This is a genomic window from Streptococcus sp. V919, from assembly GCF_054353475.1.
In genome coordinates this window covers 102,420-122,328 of the sequence record NZ_JBTHHY010000002.1, presented here as the reverse complement: position 1 = coordinate 122,328, position 19,909 = coordinate 102,420, and the positions used below count along the sequence as shown (strand labels likewise).

At 42.0% G+C, this 19,909-nt stretch carries 18 protein-coding genes and 1 riboswitch; of the genes, 6 read left to right on the top strand and 12 right to left on the bottom strand.

Going from position 1 to position 19,909, the window contains the following annotated elements:
• Positions 1 to 81 precede the first annotated feature (81 nt).
• The 9 genes from ACXYSK_RS06690 to uvrA form a co-directional block, all read right to left on the bottom strand.
• The gene (locus tag ACXYSK_RS06690; RefSeq protein WP_458625479.1) at positions 82 to 1,332 is read right to left on the bottom strand and encodes a bifunctional folylpolyglutamate synthase/dihydrofolate synthase; all 1,251 of its coding nucleotides are present in this window, start codon (positions 1,330 to 1,332) and stop codon (positions 82 to 84) included.
• A 266-nt stretch (positions 1,333 to 1,598) separates the two neighbouring features.
• Positions 1,599 to 1,904, bottom strand: a complete 306-nt coding sequence (locus ACXYSK_RS06685; protein WP_004250503.1) for a DUF1292 domain-containing protein — start codon at positions 1,902 to 1,904, stop codon at positions 1,599 to 1,601.
• 15 nt (positions 1,905 to 1,919) lie between these two features.
• Positions 1,920 to 2,339 carry a Holliday junction resolvase RuvX gene (ruvX, locus tag ACXYSK_RS06680; RefSeq protein ID WP_006149608.1) on the bottom strand — a complete coding sequence of 140 codons (420 nt, stop codon included), beginning with the start codon at positions 2,337 to 2,339 and terminating at the stop codon, positions 1,920 to 1,922.
• Positions 2,340 to 2,342: 3 nt separating this feature from the next.
• The gene (locus ACXYSK_RS06675) at positions 2,343 to 2,609 is read right to left on the bottom strand and encodes an IreB family regulatory phosphoprotein (protein WP_004250500.1); all 267 of its coding nucleotides are present in this window, start codon (positions 2,607 to 2,609) and stop codon (positions 2,343 to 2,345) included.
• A 98-nt stretch (positions 2,610 to 2,707) separates the two neighbouring features.
• On the bottom strand, positions 2,708 to 3,280 hold the full coding sequence (locus ACXYSK_RS06670) for an SP0191 family lipoprotein (RefSeq protein ID WP_458625478.1): 573 nt from the start codon (positions 3,278 to 3,280) through the stop codon (positions 2,708 to 2,710).
• A 60-nt stretch (positions 3,281 to 3,340) separates the two neighbouring features.
• Positions 3,341 to 3,739, bottom strand: coding sequence for a transcriptional regulator Spx (gene spx / locus ACXYSK_RS06665; RefSeq protein ID WP_006149601.1), 399 nt, complete (start codon positions 3,737 to 3,739; stop codon positions 3,341 to 3,343).
• 135 nt (positions 3,740 to 3,874) lie between these two features.
• Complete coding sequence (gene mgtA, locus ACXYSK_RS06660; protein WP_458625477.1) at positions 3,875 to 6,535, bottom strand: magnesium-translocating P-type ATPase; 2,661 nt, start codon at positions 6,533 to 6,535, stop codon at positions 3,875 to 3,877.
• A 192-nt stretch (positions 6,536 to 6,727) separates the two neighbouring features.
• A riboswitch (M-box (ykoK) riboswitch) is annotated at positions 6,728 to 6,881 on the bottom strand.
• A gap of 53 nt (positions 6,882 to 6,934) precedes the next feature.
• Positions 6,935 to 7,996: a M24 family metallopeptidase gene (locus ACXYSK_RS06655; RefSeq protein WP_458625476.1), complete on the bottom strand. Its 1,062-nt coding sequence runs from the start codon at positions 7,994 to 7,996 to the stop codon at positions 6,935 to 6,937.
• On the bottom strand, positions 7,989 to 10,820 hold the full coding sequence (uvrA, locus tag ACXYSK_RS06650; protein ID WP_458625475.1) for an excinuclease ABC subunit UvrA: 2,832 nt from the start codon (positions 10,818 to 10,820) through the stop codon (positions 7,989 to 7,991). Before uvrA ends, ACXYSK_RS06655 begins: the two co-directional genes overlap by 8 nt.
• Positions 10,821 to 10,962: 142 nt before the next feature.
• Between uvrA and ACXYSK_RS06645 the strand changes: the two genes are divergently transcribed.
• The 4 genes from ACXYSK_RS06645 (at position 10,963) to ACXYSK_RS06630 (ending at position 14,251) form a co-directional block, all read left to right on the top strand.
• On the top strand, positions 10,963 to 11,907 hold the full coding sequence (locus ACXYSK_RS06645; RefSeq protein WP_006149653.1) for a magnesium transporter CorA family protein: 945 nt from the start codon (positions 10,963 to 10,965) through the stop codon (positions 11,905 to 11,907).
• 12 nt (positions 11,908 to 11,919) lie between these two features.
• Positions 11,920 to 12,594 (top strand): DUF1129 domain-containing protein, encoded by a 675-nt coding sequence (locus ACXYSK_RS06640; RefSeq protein ID WP_458625474.1) that lies wholly within the window; start codon positions 11,920 to 11,922, stop codon positions 12,592 to 12,594.
• A 200-nt stretch (positions 12,595 to 12,794) separates the two neighbouring features.
• The gene (locus ACXYSK_RS06635; protein ID WP_458625473.1) at positions 12,795 to 13,058 is read left to right on the top strand and encodes a SemiSWEET family transporter; all 264 of its coding nucleotides are present in this window, start codon (positions 12,795 to 12,797) and stop codon (positions 13,056 to 13,058) included.
• A 155-nt stretch (positions 13,059 to 13,213) separates the two neighbouring features.
• Complete coding sequence (locus ACXYSK_RS06630; RefSeq protein WP_458625472.1) at positions 13,214 to 14,251, top strand: S66 family peptidase; 1,038 nt, start codon at positions 13,214 to 13,216, stop codon at positions 14,249 to 14,251.
• 53 nt (positions 14,252 to 14,304) lie between these two features.
• On the opposite strand, the gene ACXYSK_RS06625 is transcribed toward ACXYSK_RS06630, so the two are convergent.
• The 3 genes from ACXYSK_RS06625 to mutL form a co-directional block, all read right to left on the bottom strand.
• Complete coding sequence (locus tag ACXYSK_RS06625) at positions 14,305 to 14,871, bottom strand: DNA-3-methyladenine glycosylase I (RefSeq protein WP_458625471.1); 567 nt, start codon at positions 14,869 to 14,871, stop codon at positions 14,305 to 14,307.
• Between the two features lie 9 nt (positions 14,872 to 14,880).
• Positions 14,881 to 15,474, bottom strand: coding sequence for a Holliday junction branch migration protein RuvA (gene ruvA, locus ACXYSK_RS06620; protein ID WP_075227900.1), 594 nt, complete (start codon positions 15,472 to 15,474; stop codon positions 14,881 to 14,883).
• A 120-nt stretch (positions 15,475 to 15,594) separates the two neighbouring features.
• A complete protein-coding gene (mutL, locus tag ACXYSK_RS06615) occupies positions 15,595 to 17,544 on the bottom strand; it encodes a DNA mismatch repair endonuclease MutL (protein WP_458625470.1) in 1,950 nt (649 codons plus the stop codon).
• 183 nt (positions 17,545 to 17,727) lie between these two features.
• Between mutL and tyrS the strand changes: the two genes are divergently transcribed.
• Entirely contained in the window at positions 17,728 to 18,984 is a 1,257-nt protein-coding gene (tyrS, locus tag ACXYSK_RS06610; RefSeq protein ID WP_458625469.1) for a tyrosine--tRNA ligase, read from the top strand.
• Between the two features lie 53 nt (positions 18,985 to 19,037).
• A complete protein-coding gene (locus tag ACXYSK_RS06605) occupies positions 19,038 to 19,886 on the top strand; it encodes a putative RNA methyltransferase (protein WP_458625468.1) in 849 nt (282 codons plus the stop codon).
• Positions 19,887 to 19,909: the final 23 nt, after the last annotated feature.

Here is a 19,909-nt window from a genome sequence, read left to right as displayed (position 1 = left end):
AGCTCCTTTCTTTTGGTGGCTAAAAGTAGCAAAAGCTGCTGAAACATTCCACCTCAACTATATCAAATAAGGGAAGGGAGGTCAATCAATAGATTCATAACCCATGAGGTATGCACGGACCTCTGATATAAAGTAGAGAGAACCTGTCACAAACAGTAACTCTTTCTCCCCTACAGAACTTTCAAAGCCATCTAAAAACTCTCGATAGGAAGCAACCTTCTGATAATCTCCCAAGTCCTGCTCCTCCAAAGAACCTTGATAATCAAAGCTAGTAACATAGAGAGGAAGGTCTGGTAAATGTTTCGTCAGATATCCAAGCATACCACTGTAATCTTTACGCTTTAAAGCTCCAAAAAGAATTTGAGCTTGATAACCTTGTTGATTTTTTTCCTGGATAAATTCAACCAAACGCTTCAAGGCTGGTAAGTTGTGAGCCCCATCCAGATAAATGTGCTCAGTAATAGCTTCTAGTCTTCCTGCCCATCTGGTAGCTCGCAAGGCAGCTCGTACTGCTTCTTGATCAACCGTCTCACCTCTCTGATTCATAAACAATAGAAAGGCTTGTATGGCAAGAGCTGCGTTTTCCTCTTGATAAGCCCCTTCCAAACCTAGTTTTAGTTGGTTCAGATTCGCAAGAGAAGAAGAAAAATGACCATTCTTGAAAGAAAAATCTCGATCAGCTTGGTAGAGAGTCACTCCCAAATCATGAGCAGTTCTTTGACAAACGAGCTGAGCTTCCGGCGCTAGATTGGCAACAACGGCTGATTTACCTGACTTAAAAATCCCTGCTTTCTGCTCAGCAATTAACTCTAGACTATCACCCAAGGTCTCTTGGTGATCTAAGCCGATGGACGTGATGACTGCTATATCTCCAGTTACCACATTAGTGGTATCAAGTAGTCCACCAATCCCAACTTCCAGTAACACCAAATCTACTTCTTGCTCTTTAAAATAAAGCAAAGCAATCAAGGTCAACAACTCAAAAAAAGATAACTGATCGTGGGTTTCTAGAAGTTTCAGCTCCATTTCCTTAACTTGATCAGCTATACGAATAAAATCGACATCCGATATGGGGTTCCCATTGATACAAATGCGATCATGAATGCTGACAATATGGGGCGAAGTAAAGGTCCCAACTTTCTTGCCATGAGAAACAAAAAGATCTTTCATAAAGGCAATGGTCGACCCTTTGCCATTTGTCCCCGTCACATGGATAATTGGATAGGTTTGCTCAGGATTCCCCAGTAAATCCACTGCTTTTTGCATCCGTCCCAAACCTGATCTAAAATTCAATCCAATCCGACTATGGAGCCATTTTTCTACTTCAAACACGCTTATCTCCTTAATCCTTAATAAAAAAGCGAAGATTCTCTTCGCTTTTTACTTCATTTGCTAGAACCTAGCTTGTTTTAATTTCAATATGGGGTAAAAATACCCCCTGATGTTCCAACTCTTTCTAGTTTCTAGGAGTTGGGCTAAAAACGTTCCCCGAACTTACTTACGGTCTTTATTTTTAGCGTAAGGGTAAAAATGTTCCCCAGACGTTCCTACTTTTTCTCATTTCTAGAAGCAGGGGTAAAAACATCCCCCGGATGTTTTTACTCCTCCATAAAGCTGTTGAAGACTTCTTCAATCATGTTCCATTCGTCGTCTGAATCTTCAGGGATTGGTTGCAATTCGCCCTCTGTTCCGTCTTCATTTTCGATGAATGAGTAAGCTTGGATTTCAACTTCTCCGTTTTCATCTTCTTCTGCATTAACTGGTACAAGAAGAACATAGTTTTTACCAAATTCTTCTTTTCCATCAATAGTCAAAAGGATTTCAAACAAAGTTTCGTTTCCTTGCTCATCTACAAGTGTAATAAGTTCACGTTCTTCGTGATCGTGGTTGTGATCGTGTGACATAGTTTCTCCTCTATCTTAAAATTTTCTATCTAAATAATTTTGCAAAATCAATTGAGCCGCTAATTTATCAATAACTTTTTTACGCTTATTACGACTAATGTCTGCTTGCTCAATCAACATGCGCTCTGCAGCAACCGTGGTTAAGCGCTCATCCTGATACTCCACTGGCAAACCAAAGAGCTCTTCCAGTTTTGCTCCGTATGCTTGACTAGCTTCCACCCGCGGCCCACTGGTATTGTTCATATTTTTAGGTAAACCAACAACAAAGCGCTCCACCTTATAGGTATCAACCAATTCTTTGAGTCGTTCAAAACCGAACTCCCCTTGTTCTTCATTGATTTGGATGATTTCGAGTCCTTGCGCTGTAAAACCTAACGGATCGCTAATCGCTACTCCTACTGTTTTGGAACCAACGTCCAATCCCATAATTCTCATTGGTTATAGATCGACTCCTTGTCCCTTAAGGTAGTAGCGGACCAATTCTTCAACAATCTCATCGCGTTCGTATTTACGGATTTGATTTCTAGCGTTATTGTAGCGAGGAACGTAAGCTGGGTCTCCACTGAGAACATAGCCCACAATTTGATTAATAGGATTATACCCCTTCTCATTCAAGGAAGCATAGACTTCTGTCAATGTTTCGCTAATCTCTTTTTTATTGGAATCGTCCAATTTAAAACGTACGGTTTCTTCAGTAAATCCCATTCTAACACCCTCTTTCCTTAGAATAGTACTATTATAGCACATTCACAGTCGTTCTACAAATCACACAGTCTGATTTTGCCTGATTTTCTGCGACTTCTTTACTGGACAGTCGCACCACTTGCAACTCGACTTGCGATATACTCTTCTGGTTCGTTTTTTAATAGATTTTCCAAGCCAACATTTTTTAAATATTCGCTTTCGCTTGCCTTTTTAACATCTAGAACTTGAAAATCATAACTTGTTTTCGTTTCAATCTCCGTTTCACTTAAGAGAGTGGTTTCAAGACTAAAACCAGGGATTTTACGAGCAGCTTGGACTGATTCATCCTTGTCTTCCTCTTCTTTCAAGGCCGTCTTTGCTTCCTCTAATCCATGCTCGGCAATGTAGTTCTTGAGTTCTTCTGAAACTTGCCGTTTTTGCTGAATCGTTAAGGTCAAGAATTGTTTACCCTTATAGGCAATGGTCTGAGTTTGCTGAACTCCATTTTCATCAGTGGGTAGGACAAGTGTCTTGGTTACTACTGTATTGTTATTCGCATTTTCTAGGACTGGTAGAGTTGATCGGAGAGCTTCTGTTGTCGTATCTTTAGCAGGCTCCGCAGATTCTTTTTTCTGACCACAGCCAGCTAGTAAAAATAGAAAGGCAACTGTACCGATAACTATCTTCTTCATGTTCGTTTTTCCTTATTTACCTATCAAATAAGGCCAGGATTCACTCCCAGCCTTTATGTTTTATAGTGCTGCACGTAAACGTGCTTCTGCATTTTCTACATTGCGGACAGAGCGTGGCAAGAAGGCACGAATGTCATCTTCTTTATAGCCAACTTGCAAACGTTTCTCGTCAACAAGAATTGGACTTTTTAGGATACGTGGTGTCTCCATTATCAAAGTGAGCACTTCATTGACACTCAAATCTTCGATATCAACTCCAAGAGCTTTAGCGTAGCGATTCTTTGATGATACAATGCTCGCAATTCCATTGTCTGTTTTTGTTAGAATATCTAATAATTCTTCTCTAGAAATCCCCTCTTTACCGAGGTTTTGTTCTTTATAACTTAACTGGTGGGCATTAAGCCAGGTTTTCGCTTTTTTACAGCTAGTACAACTTGAGACTGTATAAATTTTGATCATGTACCTACCCCTTTCGCTACATGTTACTATCAGTTTATTCTATTATACCATAAAAAACATCCGACTTGCGACCTATTTTTAAAAAAATTTAACTTTTTTGCTCATTTTTCTCCTTTTTTCTTAACAAAACACGAACTATAACCACTCTTTGTACTTCTTAATGTATAACTTCTTAATAACGGTGACGCTAAACATGTACAAGAAAATAATACCGACTAAAAACAAGAAGTATGGAAGTCCCAATGGAGCTAAACGAAGGATATTCACTAGTGGGCCATAAGGTAGACTAGTTACGAAGAAAGCCGCAACCAAAGTTGTAAAAATCACAAGCCAAGCTGGTCTGCTTTGTACAAAAGGAACTTTTGCTGTACGAAGCATATGGATAACCATAGTTTGAGACCACATAGATTCGATGAACCATCCTGTTTGGAACAAGATAATAAATTGAAGGGCAGATTCAGAACCATGAACATAATGATAGCCTGTCACCAAAGGAACAATGATAAAATAGAGGAAAATAAAGGTCAAAATATCAAAGATCGATGAAATCGGACCCATCCAAACCATAAATCGAGTAATAGATTTTGCTTCCCATGTATGAGGTTGTTTGAGGAAGTCTTGATCCACATTATCAAATGGCAATGCCACACAAGACAAATCATAGACTAGGTTTAAAACAATGAGATGAACAGGAGCCATTGGTAAAAATGGCAAGAAGATACTCGCAACAAGGAGTGAGAAGATATTCCCAAAGTTTGAACTGACGGTCATCTTGATGTACTTGGTCATGTTGGCGTAGACCTTACGACCTTCAACGATACCAGTTTCAAGAACCATGAGATCCTTGTCTAACAAAATAACATCCGCTGTTTCCTTAGCGATATCGACTGCTGTATCTACAGAAATACCGACATCTGCTACCTTCATAGATGGGGCATCATTAATACCGTCACCCATATAACCAACTCCATGACCGTTTCTCTTCAACTGTAGAATGATACGCGCTTTTTGGTCAGGTGACAATTTAGCAAAGACTGTTACTTTTTCAACAACATCTGCCAATTCTTGGTCTGTCATTTGGTCGATATCAGCTCCCAAAAGGATGTGTTCAACATCCAAACCAACCTTTTCACAAATAGCTTGGGTTACTTTTTCGTTATCCCCAGTTAAAATTTTTGTTTTGACACCATGCTCAAGCAGAGCCTGAATAGCTGGTGCTGCAGATGGTTTTGGTGGATCCAAGAAAGCAAGATAACCAGTAAGGATCATGTCTCTTTCATCAGTCACGGTATAAGCATAGTCTTCACGTAGACCTGACTTGTAACCAACACCTAAGACACGCAAACCTTGACGGTTTAATTGACCAACTTCTGCCAACACTTCTTGACGAATGTCTTCAGTAAGAGGGATGACTTCTCCACGGTACTCCACATGTGTCGAAATGTTCAACATTTCTTCTAAAGCACCCTTGGTAACCATACTAACAACATTGCTATCGTCTTTGACAATGACACTCATGCGTCTGCGCTCAAAGTCAAATGGAAGCTCGTCGATTTTTTGGAAACTAGTATCTAAATTTTGTAGGATAGCGTGTTCTTTGGCCTCTTTTTCAGTTCTACTGATGATAGCACGGTCCATCAAGTTTTTCAAACCTGTTTGGAAATGTGAATTTAGATAGGCTCTTCTTAAGACTGCCATATCCAAATCGCCATGGATATCTAATGGGTATTCTAAAACAATCTCATCTTGCGTTAAAGTTCCAGTTTTGTCCGTACATAGGATATCGATTGCCCCTAAGTCTTGTATAGCATTGAGTTTTTTGATGACCACTTTTTCCTTGGCCATGATAATGGAACCTTTGGCCAAGCTGGCTGTAATAATCATTGGTAGCATTTCTGGTGTAAGTCCAACACCAACGCTCAAGGCAAAAACTCCAGCCTCTAGCCAGTCTCCGTCGGTCAAACCATTTGCGAAAAACACAATTGGAACCATGATAAGCATCAAGCGGATCAAGAGCCAAGAAATGCTGTTCATTTCGCGTTCAAAAGAAGTTGGTTCATCATAGGTATTGAGGGTTTGCTCAATGGCCCCCATCATGGTGTCATCACCAACTGCTAGAACCATAGCTATCGCACTTCCTGAGATAACGTTTGTCCCCATGAATGCCAAAGATTCTGCTTCTAAAAGACTCTCTACATTTTGATTAGTCGCTTTATTTAAAGCAAGTTTTTCGACTGCATCACTTTCTCCAGTCAAACCTGACTGTTGAACGAAAAAGTCTCGTGATTCAAATAAGATGACATCTGCTGGAATCATATCTCCCGCACTCAATTTCACGAGATCTCCTACAACCAACTCATCGATGGGTAACTCTTGTTCAAGACCATCACGAATAACAGTTGCTGTGTTGACAATCATTTTTGAAAGATTGGTTGTTGCCTTGTCGCTCCGCAATTCTTGGACAAAACGGATACCTCCTGAAATCAAAACCAAGACAACGATAATGATAGAAGTCGTTGGATCCTCTTGTCCAGGTTTGGCAAGCCAGACATTTGTAACGAGAGAAATAAAGGCGATCACAAGTAAAATGATTGTGAAAGGATTGATAATAGACTCATAAATCTTTTTAAAGATGGAATCCTCTTGACCTTTTGTAATGGTGTTTTCACCATATAGGTCACGGTTTTCCTCGACCTGTTCTTGGTCTAAGCCTTTTAGACTTGTGTGGTAAAAAGCTAGACTATCTTTTAATGGAGTTTGAATAGCAGTTGCTAATCTTTCTTTTGTAGTTTTCATTGGTTTCTCCTATCTGTATGAATAGTGATTTCATACACAGGGACCAATCACTTTATAAGGACAGAACGACACAAATCAGCGATTGGCTGTGTATGTGCGGTTCTGGATGATCGTCAATTTGCATCGTTTGTCTCCTTTCTTTGTTTTAAAACAGCAGAAAGTCCTGCCATAAAATGGCAGGACTAAAAAACTTATTATCTGTTTTCGTTCAAGCTTTAACTCCATAGGGCGATGTAATGAGCTTAGTCTTGACCTTCGCGACCAGGACTGTTGACCAACGAGTAGTGTCTCCACTGCTTTGCGGTAGTCATCCGTATCCCTATGGTAGCCTCACCTACCGTTTTCACCTTTCAGTATAAACCTTTCACTAGTAAAAGTCAACGATTTATCTCATTTTTCTTAGATTACGATTAATTCTTTTGGAGCAAGGGTTAATAGCTCACAACCTGTATCTGTAATCAGGATATCATCTTCAATACGAACCCCGTATTTCTCTTCAATATAAATACCCGGTTCATCAGTCAAGACCATACCAGTTTTGATGACTTCTTTAGAAGTTTGGCTAAAGTACGGTTCTTCGTGGATATCAAGTCCAATACCGTGTCCAATACCGTGAGTAAAGTATTCTCCATAGCCTGCTTCCACAATAATATCACGAGGGATTTTATCAAAGTCACGGAAACCTAAGCCATCCTTAGCTTGGTCAATCAGAGCTTGGTTAGCCTTCAAAACAGTGTTGTAGATTTCTGCTTGTTCGTCGCTGGCATGACCTAGGTAGATGGTACGTGTCATATCACTGACATAGTGGTCATAAAGGCACCCAAAATCCATAGTGATTGCTTCGCCTAGTTCTACTGGCTTGTGCATTGGGTGAGCATGGGGTTTAGAAGAATTGATACCACTTGCTAGGATGGTATCAAAAGACAAACCAGCAGCTCCTAATTCACGCATACGGAAGTCCAGGAAGTTGGCAATTTCAATTTCAGTCTTCCCTGGCTTGATAAAGTCAAGAGCATCATGGAAAGCTTGATCTGAGATGGAACAAGCCTTGCGAATAGTCGCAATTTCTGTCTCATCCTTAATCATGCGAAGGGCTTCAACAAACTGAGTCTGAGGAAGTAATTCCAAACCTTCAAAGGCGGTTTGCATGCGATGGTAATAAGAAACTGAAATCTCATCTTCAAACCCGATACGAGAAAGGCCCATGTCTTTTGCAATCTTTGCGATAGTAGCTAACTCATCACGCTCTGCAAAAATCTCAAAACCAGTAACTTCTTGCTTAGCAGCGATAATATAGCGAGCATCTGTCACTAAGACCTGACGGTCACGGCTGATGAAGACCGTTCCATTTGAACCCCAAAATCCTGTCAAATAGTAGACATCTTTAAGGTTATTGATAATGATACCATCTAGTTCTTTTTCTTGCATTTTATCTAAAAATGCTTGCACACGTTTATTCATGATGTAACTTTCCTTTCAAATACTGTCCTGTATAGCTAGCTTCATTGGCAGCTACTTCCTCTGGTGTCCCTGTTGCAATAATAGTTCCGCCACCAACACCACCTTCTGGTCCTAAGTCGATAATATGGTCTGCTGTTTTGATAACATCTAGATTGTGCTCAATGACGAGAACTGTATTGCCATCATCGACAAAGCGGGATAAAACGGTGAGTAGGCGAGCAATATCCTCAGTATGCAACCCAGTTGTTGGCTCATCTAGAATGTAGAAGGACTTACCGGTCGAACGCTTGTGGAGTTCACTAGCCAGCTTCATACGCTGCGCCTCTCCACCAGAAAGTGTCGTAGCTGGTTGTCCCAAGGTCACATATCCTAGACCAACATCTTTGATGGTCTGGAGTTTGCGTTGAATTTTCGGAATGTGTTGGAAAAATTCTACTGCGTCATTGACCGTCATATCCAAAACTTGCGAGATATTCTTTTCCTTGTAGTGTACTTCTAGCGTTTCACTGTTGTAGCGAGTCCCATGACAGACTTCACAGGCTACGTAAACATCTGGCAAGAAGTGCATCTCAATCTTGATAATCCCGTCACCCGAGCAGGCCTCACAGCGCCCACCCTTGACATTGAAACTGAAACGACCCTTCTTGTAGCCACGAATCTTGGCTTCATTTGTCTGAGCAAAGAGGTCTCGAATGTCATCAAAGACACCTGTATAGGTAGCTGGATTGGATCTCGGAGTTCTTCCAATTGGACTCTGGTCAATATCTATCAGACGATCGATATGCTCGATTCCTGTAATGGATTTAAACTTACCAGGCTTGTCTGAATTGCGATTGAGCTTTTGTGCAATAGCCTTTTTGAGGATGCTGTTAATGAGGGTAGACTTCCCTGAGCCAGAAACGCCTGTTACCGCAATGAATTTCCCGAGTGGGAAGCGAGCGGTGATATTTTGCAAGTTGTTCTCACGCGCACCTGTCACTTCGATAAAGCGACCATTGCCTACACGGCGTTCTGACGGTACAGGAATCGCGCGTTTCCCTGATAGATACTGTCCTGTAATGGATTTGCTGTTGCGAGCTACCTGCTTAGGCGTTCCTGCAGCAACAATTTCTCCACCAAAGACACCTGCACCAGGGCCAACGTCAATCAGATAATCAGCTTCTCGCATAGTATCTTCATCGTGTTCCACCACGATCAAGGTATTCCCCAAGTCACGCATCTTTTTCAGACTGGCAATCAGACGATCATTGTCCCTCTGGTGAAGACCGATGGACGGCTCATCAAGGATATAGAGAACTCCTGAGAGATTGGAACCAATCTGGGTCGCCAAGCGAATACGTTGACTCTCCCCGCCTGATAATGTTCCTGCCGAGCGGGATAACGTTAAATAGTTGAGACCCACGTTATTGAGGAAGGTCAAGCGATCCTTGATTTCCTTGAGGATTGGACGAGCGATAATAGCTTCATTTTCTGATAGGGTAAGTTGATCGATGACCTCCAAATGGTCTGCAATGGAGAGGTCTGAAATTTCTCCGATATGGTGTCCTTTCTCTCCCCCTACACGAACAGATAAGGCTTGGTCATTGAGACGATAACCATGACAAGTACCACAAGTCAGCTCGTTCATATAGAGACGCATCTGTGTACGAGTGTAGTCGCTATTGGTTTCATGATAGCGACGCTTGATGTTTCCAAGCACTCCTTCAAATGGAATATCGATATCACGAACTCCACCAAATTCATTTTCATAGTGGAAATGGAATTCTTTCCCATCTGAACCATAGAAAATGAGATGTTTATCCTCCTCAGACAAGTCCTCAAAAGGCGTATCCATATCCACTCCAAAGGCTGTCATGGCTTGTTCCAGCATATTTGGATAATAGTTAGAAGAGATAGGGTTCCAAGGTGCTAAGGCTCCTTCGCGAAGAGTTTTGCTAGCATCTGGCACTACTAAGTCCGTATCAACCTCTAGCTTCATTCCCAAACCATCACACTCACTACAGGAGCCAAATGGTGCGTTGAAGGAGAAGAGACGAGGTTCTAACTCTGGAACCGTAAATCCACATACTGGACAAGCATAGTGTTCTGAAAAGAGCAACTCTGAATCATCCATAGTATCAATAACGACATAACCTTCAGCGATACGGAGAGCTGCTTCAATCGAATCAAAGAGACGACTACGGATACCATCCTTGATGATGATACGGTCTACCACCACGTCAATGTTGTGTTGTTTATTCTTTTCAAGTTCAGGAACTTCGGTCACATCGTAAACAACTCCATCGACACGAACACGGACGTAACCATCCTTTTGAATCTTTTCGATCAGCGTCTTGTGCTGCCCTTTTTTCTTACGAATAACAGGAGCCAAAATCTGCAGACGTTGGCGCTCTGGCAATTCCAAAACCTTATCCACAATCTGCTCTACAGACGAAGCCTTGATAGCCCCATGTCCATTGATACAGTAGGGTATCCCTACACGTGCATAGAGAAGACGTAGATAATCGTTGATTTCCGTCGTTGTTCCAACCGTCGAACGAGGATTTTTACTGGTCGTTTTCTGGTCAATGGAAATGGCAGGGCTGAGACCATCGATAGAATCCACATCTGGCTTTTCCATATTGCCCAAGAATTGACGAGCATAGGCTGACAGACTTTCAACGTAGCGACGTTGCCCTTCTGCATAAAGGGTATCAAAGGCTAAACTAGACTTTCCTGATCCAGATAGTCCCGTCACCACAACTAACTTGTCACGCGGAATTTCCACATCTATATTTTTTAAATTATGGGCGCGAGCCCCATGGATGACAATCTTATCTTGCATGTTACTTCTTTCTAGTCCATTGTTGCTTTCCATTATACCAAAAAAAGTGAAATTCTATTACCAAAAAAGCCGAATTTGTAGTATAATAGTACGGTGTCAAAAATCACTGTAACACGGATTAGATTAGGAAAGGATAGGAGATATGAAGCAAGTCTTTCTCTCAACTACAACTGAATTTAAAGAGATTGATACGCTCCAGCCGGGCACTTGGATCAATCTCGTCAATCCTACTCAAAGCGAATCGATGGAAATCGCCTCGGCCTTTGATATTGATATTGCCGATCTCCGTGCGCCGCTCGATGCGGAAGAGATGTCTCGTATCACCATCGAAGATGAGTACACTTTGATCATCGTAGACGTCCCAATCACAGAGGAAAGAAATAACCAGACCTACTACGTGACTATTCCCTTGGGGATTATCATCACAGAAGAGGCTATCATCACTACCTGTTTGGAGCCTCTACCACTTCTTGATATCTTTATCAATCGTAGGCTTCGCAATTTCTATACCTTCATGCGTTCACGCTTCATCTTCCAGATTCTCTACCGCAACGCGGAGATTTACCTAACCGCCCTCCGTTCAATCGAACGTAAGAGTGAGCAGATTGAGAGCCAACTTCACAAATCTACTCGAAACGAAGAATTGATTGAACTCATGGAATTAGAAAAGACCATCGTCTACTTCAAGGCTTCTCTGAAGACTAACGAGCGCGTGATTAAGAAATTGACCAGCGCAACTAGCAATATCAAAAAATATCTCGAAGACGAAGACTTACTGGAAGATACCTTGATTGAAACGCAACAGGCCATCGAGATGGCGGACATCTATGGAAACGTCCTTCACTCTATGACAGAGACCTTTGCTTCTATCATTTCAAACAACCAGAATAACATCATGAAAACCTTGGCACTTGTGACTATCGTTATGTCCATCCCGACCATGATTTTCTCAGCCTACGGAATGAACTTTAAGGATAATGAAATTCCTTTAAACGGAGAACCACATGCTTTCTGGCTCATCGTCTTTATCGCCTTTGCTATGAGTGTTTCTCTCACTCTTTACCTCATCCATAAAAAATGGTTCTAAACAGGAGTTATTATGTCACAGATTGATTTAAAAGAATTAACCAAGAAAAACCAAGAATTTATCCATATTGCAACTCAACAATTTCTAAAGGATGGAAAAACCGACGCTGAAATCAAGGCTATCCTTGAAGAAGTCATTCCTCACATCCTTGAAGAACAACCAAAAGGTGTGACTGCTCGTTCAATCTACGGAGCACCAACTCACTGGGCTCATAGCTTTAGTGAAAAAGAGCAATACGAAAAAGAACATCCAAAAGAAAACGACGATCCAAAATTGATGATGTTAGATTCAGCTCTTTTCATCACAGGACTGTTTGCAGTAGTTAGCGCCTTGATGAGCTTCTTCTCAAACCAACCCGTTGCCTACGGCTTGGTAACACTTATCAGTGTAGGGGCCTTTGGTGGAGTTGCCTTTTACCTTCTCTATCACTTCATCTACCGCTACTACAGACCAGATACTGACCGTAGCCAACGCCCTCCATTCTGGAAATCACTTTTGGTTATGTTAGCGACTATGTTTGCTTGGGTCTTCATCCTCTTCTTGAGTAACTTCCTTCCACAAGCCATCAACATCAGCCTCCCACCACTTGTTTTGTTGGTGATTGGAGGAGTTCTCCTTGCCCTACGTTTCTACCTCAAAAAACGTTTCAACATTAAGAGCGCAAGTGCAGGACCTGCCAGATATTAAGATAAACAATAAAAGTAGTGTGTTTTGTAGACAGACTATTTTTATTCTGGCTCCAAAGCATTTTTCGATTCTACAAAGAAAAGTAGCCACATTTTCTAATAACATTCTAATGTAAAATCTTCCCTTAGAATCCCAAGGTTTTATCCTTGAATCCAAGTGGTTTTTCTGTTATGCTAATAAAGTAATAAGGAGAAATATATATGACTAAACAGAGAGTTAATCAAATTGTCGGTTCAATTGGTGCCTTTATCGGAATTATTGTATTTATAGCCTACATCCCTCAAATTTTTGCCAATTTACAAGGGAACAAAGCTCAACCATTCCAACCTTTATCAGCAGCAGTCTCTTGCTTAATCTGGGTCATTTACGGATGGACAAAAGAGCCTAAGAAAGATTGGATTCTAATCATTCCAAACTCAGCCGGGGTTATCCTTGGCGGACTGACCTTCCTTACTGCTCTATAAGAATACAACTACTATAAAAAGAAAAAGCAACCACACAATTGGTTGCTTTTTTACTACTTTCTTGATCTAAAAGCCTTCTTCTGACTCTAATTCTTGTTGTTTCCCCTCATCTTTTGTGATACAATAGCATCAATTTATTTCTAGGAGGATAATATATGTCTTCTACTATTGGTATTGTTAGTTTGTCTAGTGGCATTATCGGAGAAGACTTTGTCAAACACGAAGTGGACTTGGGGGTCCAACGTCTCAAGGACATGAGACTCAATCCTATCTTTTTACCTCATTCGCTAAAAGGCTTAGACTTTATCAAGGACCATCCTGAAGCGCGTGCGGAGGATTTGATTCAGGCCTTTTCTGATGATAGCATCGACATGATCTTATGCGCCATCGGTGGAGACGATACCTATCGTTTATTGCCCCATCTTTTTGAAAATGACCAACTACAAAAGGTTATCAAGCAAAAGATTTTTCTTGGCTTCTCAGATACGACCATGAACCATCTCATGTTGCATAAACTAGGAATCAAGACTTTTTATGGGCAATCCTTTTTAGCAGATATTTGTGAATTAGACAAGGAAATGCTTGACTATAGCCTTCACTACTTTAAAGAATTGATTGAGACTGGTAGAATCTCGGAAATCCGCCCTAGTAACGTTTGGTATGAGGAACGGACTGATTATAGTCCCAAGGCTCTGGGAACACCTCGTGTTAGTCACGAAAATACAGGTTTTGACTTGTTACAAGGCAATGCTCAATTCGCAGGGAAAATCCTCGGTGGTTGTCTTGAGTCTCTCTATGATATTTTTGACAACTCTCTACACGCAGATAGCACAGACCTCTGCCAAAAATACAAACTTTTCCCTGACTTGTCAGACTGGGAAGGAAAAATCCTCTTGCTAGAAACCAGCGAAGAAAAGCCTGAACCTGACGACTTCAAAAAGATGTTGCGGACTTTGAAGGACACTGGCATATTCGCAGTCATCAGTGGACTCTTGGTCGGAAAACCTATGGATGAAACTTTCTATGACGACTATAAAGAGGCACTATTGGATATCATTGACAGCAATGTCCCAATTGTCTATAATCTGAATGTTGGACACGCAACTCCAAGAGCTATTGTCCCCTTCGGAGTCCACGCCCATGTAGATGCAACGGAGCAAGTCATTCGCTTTGACTATAACAAAGAAAGCTGAGATGAATTTCTCAGCTTTTTTTCTATATTCTCAGATGTTCTAGACATCTAACGTCACTTATTTCCACTTTTCCATTCACAAGCATTCTCATGGTCATTGACCAGGCCTGCTGCTTGTAGGAAGGACAAAACTGCGACTGGTCCGGTGAACTTAAAACCACGTTTTTTGAGATCCTTAGATATTTTCTCAGATAATGGCGTTTTAGCTGGCGCTTGACTGTAGTCCGGGATATCATTGACCATGGTTTTCCCATCTACAAAAGACCAGAGATAAGCATCAAAAGAGCCATTCTCTTTCTGAACTTGTAGAAAGACCTGGGCATTAGCTCGTGTTGCAAAGATCTTAGCACGATTGCGGATGATAGCTGGATTGTCCATCAAAGCCTCCAGTTCCTCATCCGTCATCTCCGCGACACTTTGAAGGTGATAGCCATGAAAAGACTCTCGGAAAGCCTGCCGTTTATTGAGCACCGTCTCCCAAGATAGGCCAGCCTGATAGGTCTCCATGCAAAGCAACTCAAAAAGTGCTCGGTCATCATGGAGGGGACATCCCCATTCCTCATCATGGTAGGCTACATAAAGCGGGTTGTTCATTTTAACCCAGCCACAGCGTTTTGGCATAGGAACCTCCTATTTCACCAACATCTTAAGGGCAGATTTAATGTAGTTTTCAGCAGTATCAGAAGTTCCTTCAAAGAATTTCTTGATTTTCTTGAGTTCCGTTGCCTTGTAGCCCAAGGCCAACATGGCTTCCATAGCTTCTTCCAATTCTTGGTTGTCATTGCTAGATGGAGCTGCAGTCTTAGCAGGGAGGTCATCCCCTGCGACAACCACCTTACCTTCTAGGTCCAAGACCATCTGTTGGGCTGTTTTCTTGCCAATTTTGGGGAACTTGGTCAAGTAGGTAATGTTCTTGGTCTCGATGGCTTGAACGAGCCCTGCATTGTCATCCGCTGCGATAATAGCCAGAGCTGATACAGGACCAATGCCTGATACAGAAATCAAACTGAGAAAGAGTTTTTTCTCGTCTTCTGAACGGAAACCGTAAAGGAGATGAGCATCTTCGCGAACGACTTGATGCACATAGATTTTCGCTTCTTGGTTGACTTGTCCTGAGTAGGCATAAGGGTTAGCTACATGTAGGATATAGCCGATACCGTTAGCTTCTAGAACGATGTATTTGGCAGTAATTTTGGTAATGATACCTTTTAGATATTCGTACATAATTTTCCCTTCAATTTATACTCAATGAAAATCAAAGAGTAAACTAGGAAGCTAACCGTAGGCATAACTTAAGTTAGACAAGGTAAGGCTGACGCAGTTTAAAGAGATTTTCGAAGAGTATTAGTATTTGCCTAGTTCTCGTAGGCTGGTGTGATTTTCTTGAATGCGACGGAACATCTTTTCCATATCTGACTTGTTAAAGTGGACCAAAACAGGGCGTCCGTGCGGACAGTTGTAGGGGTTGTCGCATTTAGAGAGCTGATAGAGGAGTTGTCTAGCTGAGTGGTCATCGATACGATGGTTAGCTTTGATTGAGCGTTTGCAGGACATCATAATGGCCAGCTCTGCTCGGTATTTCTTGATAGAAACTTCCTTGGTCAAGAGGAGCATATCACACATCTCATAGATACCTGACTCGATTTCCTCTTCTGCCATCCAAATAGGATGTTCCCTTAGGATAAATTGGTTCTCCCCGTACTCTGCTAGAAAGACGCCGACTTCCTCTAAGAGAGGCATTCTTTCCTTGAGACGAAGAGCATCATCAGCTGGAAATTCAAAGATGTAGGGCACAAGGAGTTGCTGTTGACTCTGATCAACATTGCCAATACTTTCACGGTACTCCTCGTACTTAACCCGCTCCTGAGCTGCATGTTGATCTATGATGTAGAGCCCATCTCTACCTTGAGCAAAGAGATAGGTCCCGTGCATTTGCCCGAAAAATTCCAACTCTGGGAAGCTCGAAGACTCTTCGCGCTCCAACTTATCATAAGCCTTATCCAAACTAGCTAGATCTAACTCTGGATGGTCCAGTTGGTCATAGCTAGCAGGTTTTCTCTCTGCAAAATGCAGTTTGGCTGGTTTAGTCAGCTGATCCAAGGCTTCCTTAGCAAAGAGGTTCAAATCCTGCTTCTCTTCTGTCAAGTTTACCTGATGGTCTGCCACCTCAGCTTGAGTCGGTCTTGTCGGTTCATTTTTTTCATAGTAGAGCGTATTTTCTCTCAGCGGCAAAGTCGTTTGCTCTACTTTTTCACGATTGCGAACGGTAGATTTGGCAAGATTTTCCAAGGCATCCGGAATCAAGGTCTGTTCTTTGAGACTCTTTGCGATAGCTTCTGAAACCAGCGCCATCAGTTCTCTTTCCTTGGAAATCCGCACTTCTTGCTTGGTTGGATGTACATTGACGTCTGCTAGATAAGGATCGATGTGAATGTGAATAACGGCTAGTGGAAAACGCCCTACCATGAGTTTGCTACCGTAACCATCTAAAATGGCACGATTGAGCAAGAAGTTTTTGATATAACGGCCATTGATAAAGAGACTGATATAGTTACGATTAGCACGTGTCAATTCCGGCAATGAGACAAAACCTGAAATTTCAAAATCTAGGTCAGAATTTTCAATCTCAACCATCTTTTTGGCACTGGCTAGACCATAGATCCCAGCAATGGCTTGTCGCAGTTGCCCCGTACCAGCTGTTCGTGTCATCTCCTTGCCATCGCTAATCAGGCTAAAGGAAATCTCAGGGTGGGCCAAGCCTAGACGGTTAACGATATCGATGATATGAGATAACTCTGCCTGCTGGCTCTTCATATACTTGAGACGGGCTGGTGTGTTGAAAAAGAGATCCTCCACACAAACCTTGGTCCCAACAGGACTGGTCGCAGGGATGATTTCTTCAACTTCTCCCCCACGAGCAACTAACTTGGTCCCGTGACTTGCTCCATCCACTGCTGTCAAAAGAGTCAGTACACTAACAGATGCGATAGAAGGCAAAGCTTCACCACGAAAACCGAGGGTCCGAATCCGAAAAAGATCTGCCTGATTCTTAATCTTACTGGTTGCATGACGGCGGAGGGCTAACTCGACTTCATCGTGGGCAATCCCGTGCCCATTATCGGTGATTTGGATTTTCTTAAGACCAGCTTCTTCGATCTCAACGATAATCTGGCTTGAGCCAGCATCGATAGCATTTTCAACCAACTCTTTAACTACGCTGGCAGGACGTTCGATCACTTCTCCTGCTGCAATCTGGTTGGCCAAGACTTCTGGCAATTCAATAATATGAGACATCTTTCAGCCCCTTTCTTAACGATTTTTATCTATTTCTCTGAAAATAAGCTAGTGCTATTATACCATATTTCACTCGTTTCCAAAAAATTCCAAGCAGCAACTTTCTTCCCGATTTTACTAGGTTATTTACTAAGTTTGTGGTAAAATAGGTAGAAACAATATTTTAAAAAGGAGAAAAGACACATGCACATTTTTGATGAGCTAAAAGAGCGTGGTTTGATTTTTCAAACGACTGATGAAGAAGCTTTGCGCAAAGCCCTAGAAGAAGGTCAAGTTTCTTATTATACTGGCTACGATCCAACTGCTGACAGCCTTCACCTAGGTCACCTTGTCGCAATCTTGACAAGTCGTCGTTTGCAGTTAGCAGGTCACAAACCTTATGCGCTCGTTGGCGGTGCTACAGGTCTCATCGGAGATCCGTCCTTCAAAGATGCTGAGCGTAGTCTCCAAACAAAAGACACAGTAGATGGCTGGGTCAAGTCTATCCAAGGACAACTTTCTCGCTTTCTTGAATTTGAAAATGGTGAAAATAAAGCTGTCATGGTCAACAACTACGACTGGTTTGGCAGCATCAGCTTCATTGACTTCCTCCGTGATATCGGAAAATACTTCACTGTCAACTACATGATGAGCAAGGAGTCTGTGAAGAAACGTATTGAAACAGGGATTTCTTACACTGAGTTTGCCTACCAAATCATGCAAGGTTATGACTTCTTCGTTCTTAACCAAGAGCACAATGTAACCCTTCAAATCGGTGGTTCTGACCAGTGGGGAAATATGACAGCTGGTACCGAATTGCTTCGTCGTAAGGCTGATAAGACTGGTCATGTCATCACTGTCCCACTCATCACAGACGCAACTGGTAAGAAATTTGGTAAATCAGAAGGAAATGCAGTTTGGCTCAACCCTGAAAAGACTTCTCCATACGAAATGTACCAATTCTGGATGAATGTCATGGACGCTGACGCTGTTCGCTTCTTGAAGATCTTTACTTTCTTGTCACTTGATGAGATTGAAGACATCCGTAAACAATTTGAAGCGGCGCCACACGAACGCTTGGCTCAAAAAGTCCTCGCTCGTGAAGTTGTGACACTTGTGCACGGAGAAGAAGCTTACAAAGAAGCCCTTAACATCACTGAGCAACTCTTTGCTGGAAATATCAAAAACCTTTCTGTCAAAGAACTCAAACAAGGACTTCGTGGCGTGCCAAACTACCAAGTACAAGCAGACGAAAATCACAATATCGTAGAACTGCTCGTATCATCTGGTGTGGTTAACTCAAAACGCCAAGCTCGTGAAGATGTTCAAAACGGAGCCATCTACGTCAACGGTGACCGTATCCAAGACCTTGACTATGTCTTGAGTGACGCAGATAAGTTAGAGAACGAACTCACTGTTATCCGCCGTGGTAAGAAAAAATACTTCGTCCTTACATATTAAAAAACAGACTGGAGGCATTTGCTATCCAGTCCTTTTTTTGCTAGACTAAAATTATGAATACAAACCTCAAACCCAAACTTCAACGTTTTGCTTCTGCTAGCGCCTTTGCCTGCCCCCTCTGCCAAGAAAACCTGACCTTGGTCGAGAGCAGTCTCAAGTGTGATAATCGTCATTCTTTTGACCTGGCAAAATTTGGCTATGTCAATCTGGCTCCTCAAATCAAGCAATCCGCCAACTACGACAAGGAAAACTTTCAAAATCGCCAGCAAATCCTAGAAGCTGGCTTTTATCAGGCTATCTTAGAAGGTATCTCGGGCATACTAACCACTAACCCATCCGCAAAAACCATCTTGGACATTGGCTGTGGCGAAGGCTTCTACTCTCGTAAACTCCAAGAAGCCCATCCTGACAAGACCTTCTATTCTTTTGATATCTCGAAAGACTCAGTCCAAATCGCTGCTAAGAGTGAACCCAACTGGGTAATCAACTGGTTTGTCGGCGACCTGGCTCGCCTTCCTATAAAAGATTCCAGCATGGATATCTTGCTTGGTATCTTTTCACCTGCCAACTATGGAGAATTTCGCCGTGTCTTATCCAAGGGCGGCATCTTAATCAAGGTTATTCCTACTGAAAACCATCTCAAGGAAATCCGCCAAATGGTACAGGAACAACTGACAAAGAAAGATTATTCTAACCAAGATATCAAAGAACATTTCCAAGAACATTTCAGCATCCAATCTAGTCAAATCGCTTCTCTGACCAAGTCTGTCACAACAGAGCAACGCCAAGCCCTGATTAGTATGACTCCCCTGCTCTTCCACGTTGACCAGAGCAAGATTGACTGGAGTCAATTGACAGAAATTACTATCGAAGCAGAGATTCTTGTTGGAAAAGTACTGTGAATGAACCTAAAAACAAAAAACGC

Bases quoted from the DNA above. Each gene is read 5' to 3' on its own strand.
- spx (WP_006149601.1), bottom strand. From the start codon at position 3,739: ATGATCAAAATTTATACAGTCTCAAGTTGTACTAGCTGTAAAAAAGCG.
- ACXYSK_RS06655 (WP_458625476.1), bottom strand. From the start codon at position 7,996: ATGAATAAACGTGTGCAAGCATTTTTAGATAAAATGCAAGAAAAAGAA.
- ACXYSK_RS06670 (WP_458625478.1), bottom strand. From the start codon at position 3,280: ATGAAGAAGATAGTTATCGGTACAGTTGCCTTTCTATTTTTACTAGCT.
- tyrS (WP_458625469.1), top strand. From the start codon at position 17,728: ATGCACATTTTTGATGAGCTAAAAGAGCGTGGTTTGATTTTTCAAACG.
- ACXYSK_RS06635 (WP_458625473.1), top strand. From the start codon at position 12,795: ATGACTAAACAGAGAGTTAATCAAATTGTCGGTTCAATTGGTGCCTTT.
- uvrA (WP_458625475.1), bottom strand. From the start codon at position 10,820: ATGCAAGATAAGATTGTCATCCATGGGGCTCGCGCCCATAATTTAAAA.
- ACXYSK_RS06605 (WP_458625468.1), top strand. From the start codon at position 19,038: ATGAATACAAACCTCAAACCCAAACTTCAACGTTTTGCTTCTGCTAGC.
- ACXYSK_RS06625 (WP_458625471.1), bottom strand. From the start codon at position 14,871: ATGCCAAAACGCTGTGGCTGGGTTAAAATGAACAACCCGCTTTATGTA.
- ACXYSK_RS06675 (WP_004250500.1), bottom strand. From the start codon at position 2,609: ATGGGATTTACTGAAGAAACCGTACGTTTTAAATTGGACGATTCCAAT.
- ACXYSK_RS06645 (WP_006149653.1), top strand. From the start codon at position 10,963: ATGAAGCAAGTCTTTCTCTCAACTACAACTGAATTTAAAGAGATTGAT.
- mutL (WP_458625470.1), bottom strand. From the start codon at position 17,544: ATGTCTCATATTATTGAATTGCCAGAAGTCTTGGCCAACCAGATTGCA.
- ACXYSK_RS06630 (WP_458625472.1), top strand. From the start codon at position 13,214: ATGTCTTCTACTATTGGTATTGTTAGTTTGTCTAGTGGCATTATCGGA.
- ACXYSK_RS06685 (WP_004250503.1), bottom strand. From the start codon at position 1,904: ATGTCACACGATCACAACCACGATCACGAAGAACGTGAACTTATTACA.
- ruvA (WP_075227900.1), bottom strand. From the start codon at position 15,474: ATGTACGAATATCTAAAAGGTATCATTACCAAAATTACTGCCAAATAC.
- ruvX (WP_006149608.1), bottom strand. From the start codon at position 2,339: ATGAGAATTATGGGATTGGACGTTGGTTCCAAAACAGTAGGAGTAGCG.
- ACXYSK_RS06640 (WP_458625474.1), top strand. From the start codon at position 11,920: ATGTCACAGATTGATTTAAAAGAATTAACCAAGAAAAACCAAGAATTT.
- mgtA (WP_458625477.1), bottom strand. From the start codon at position 6,535: ATGAAAACTACAAAAGAAAGATTAGCAACTGCTATTCAAACTCCATTA.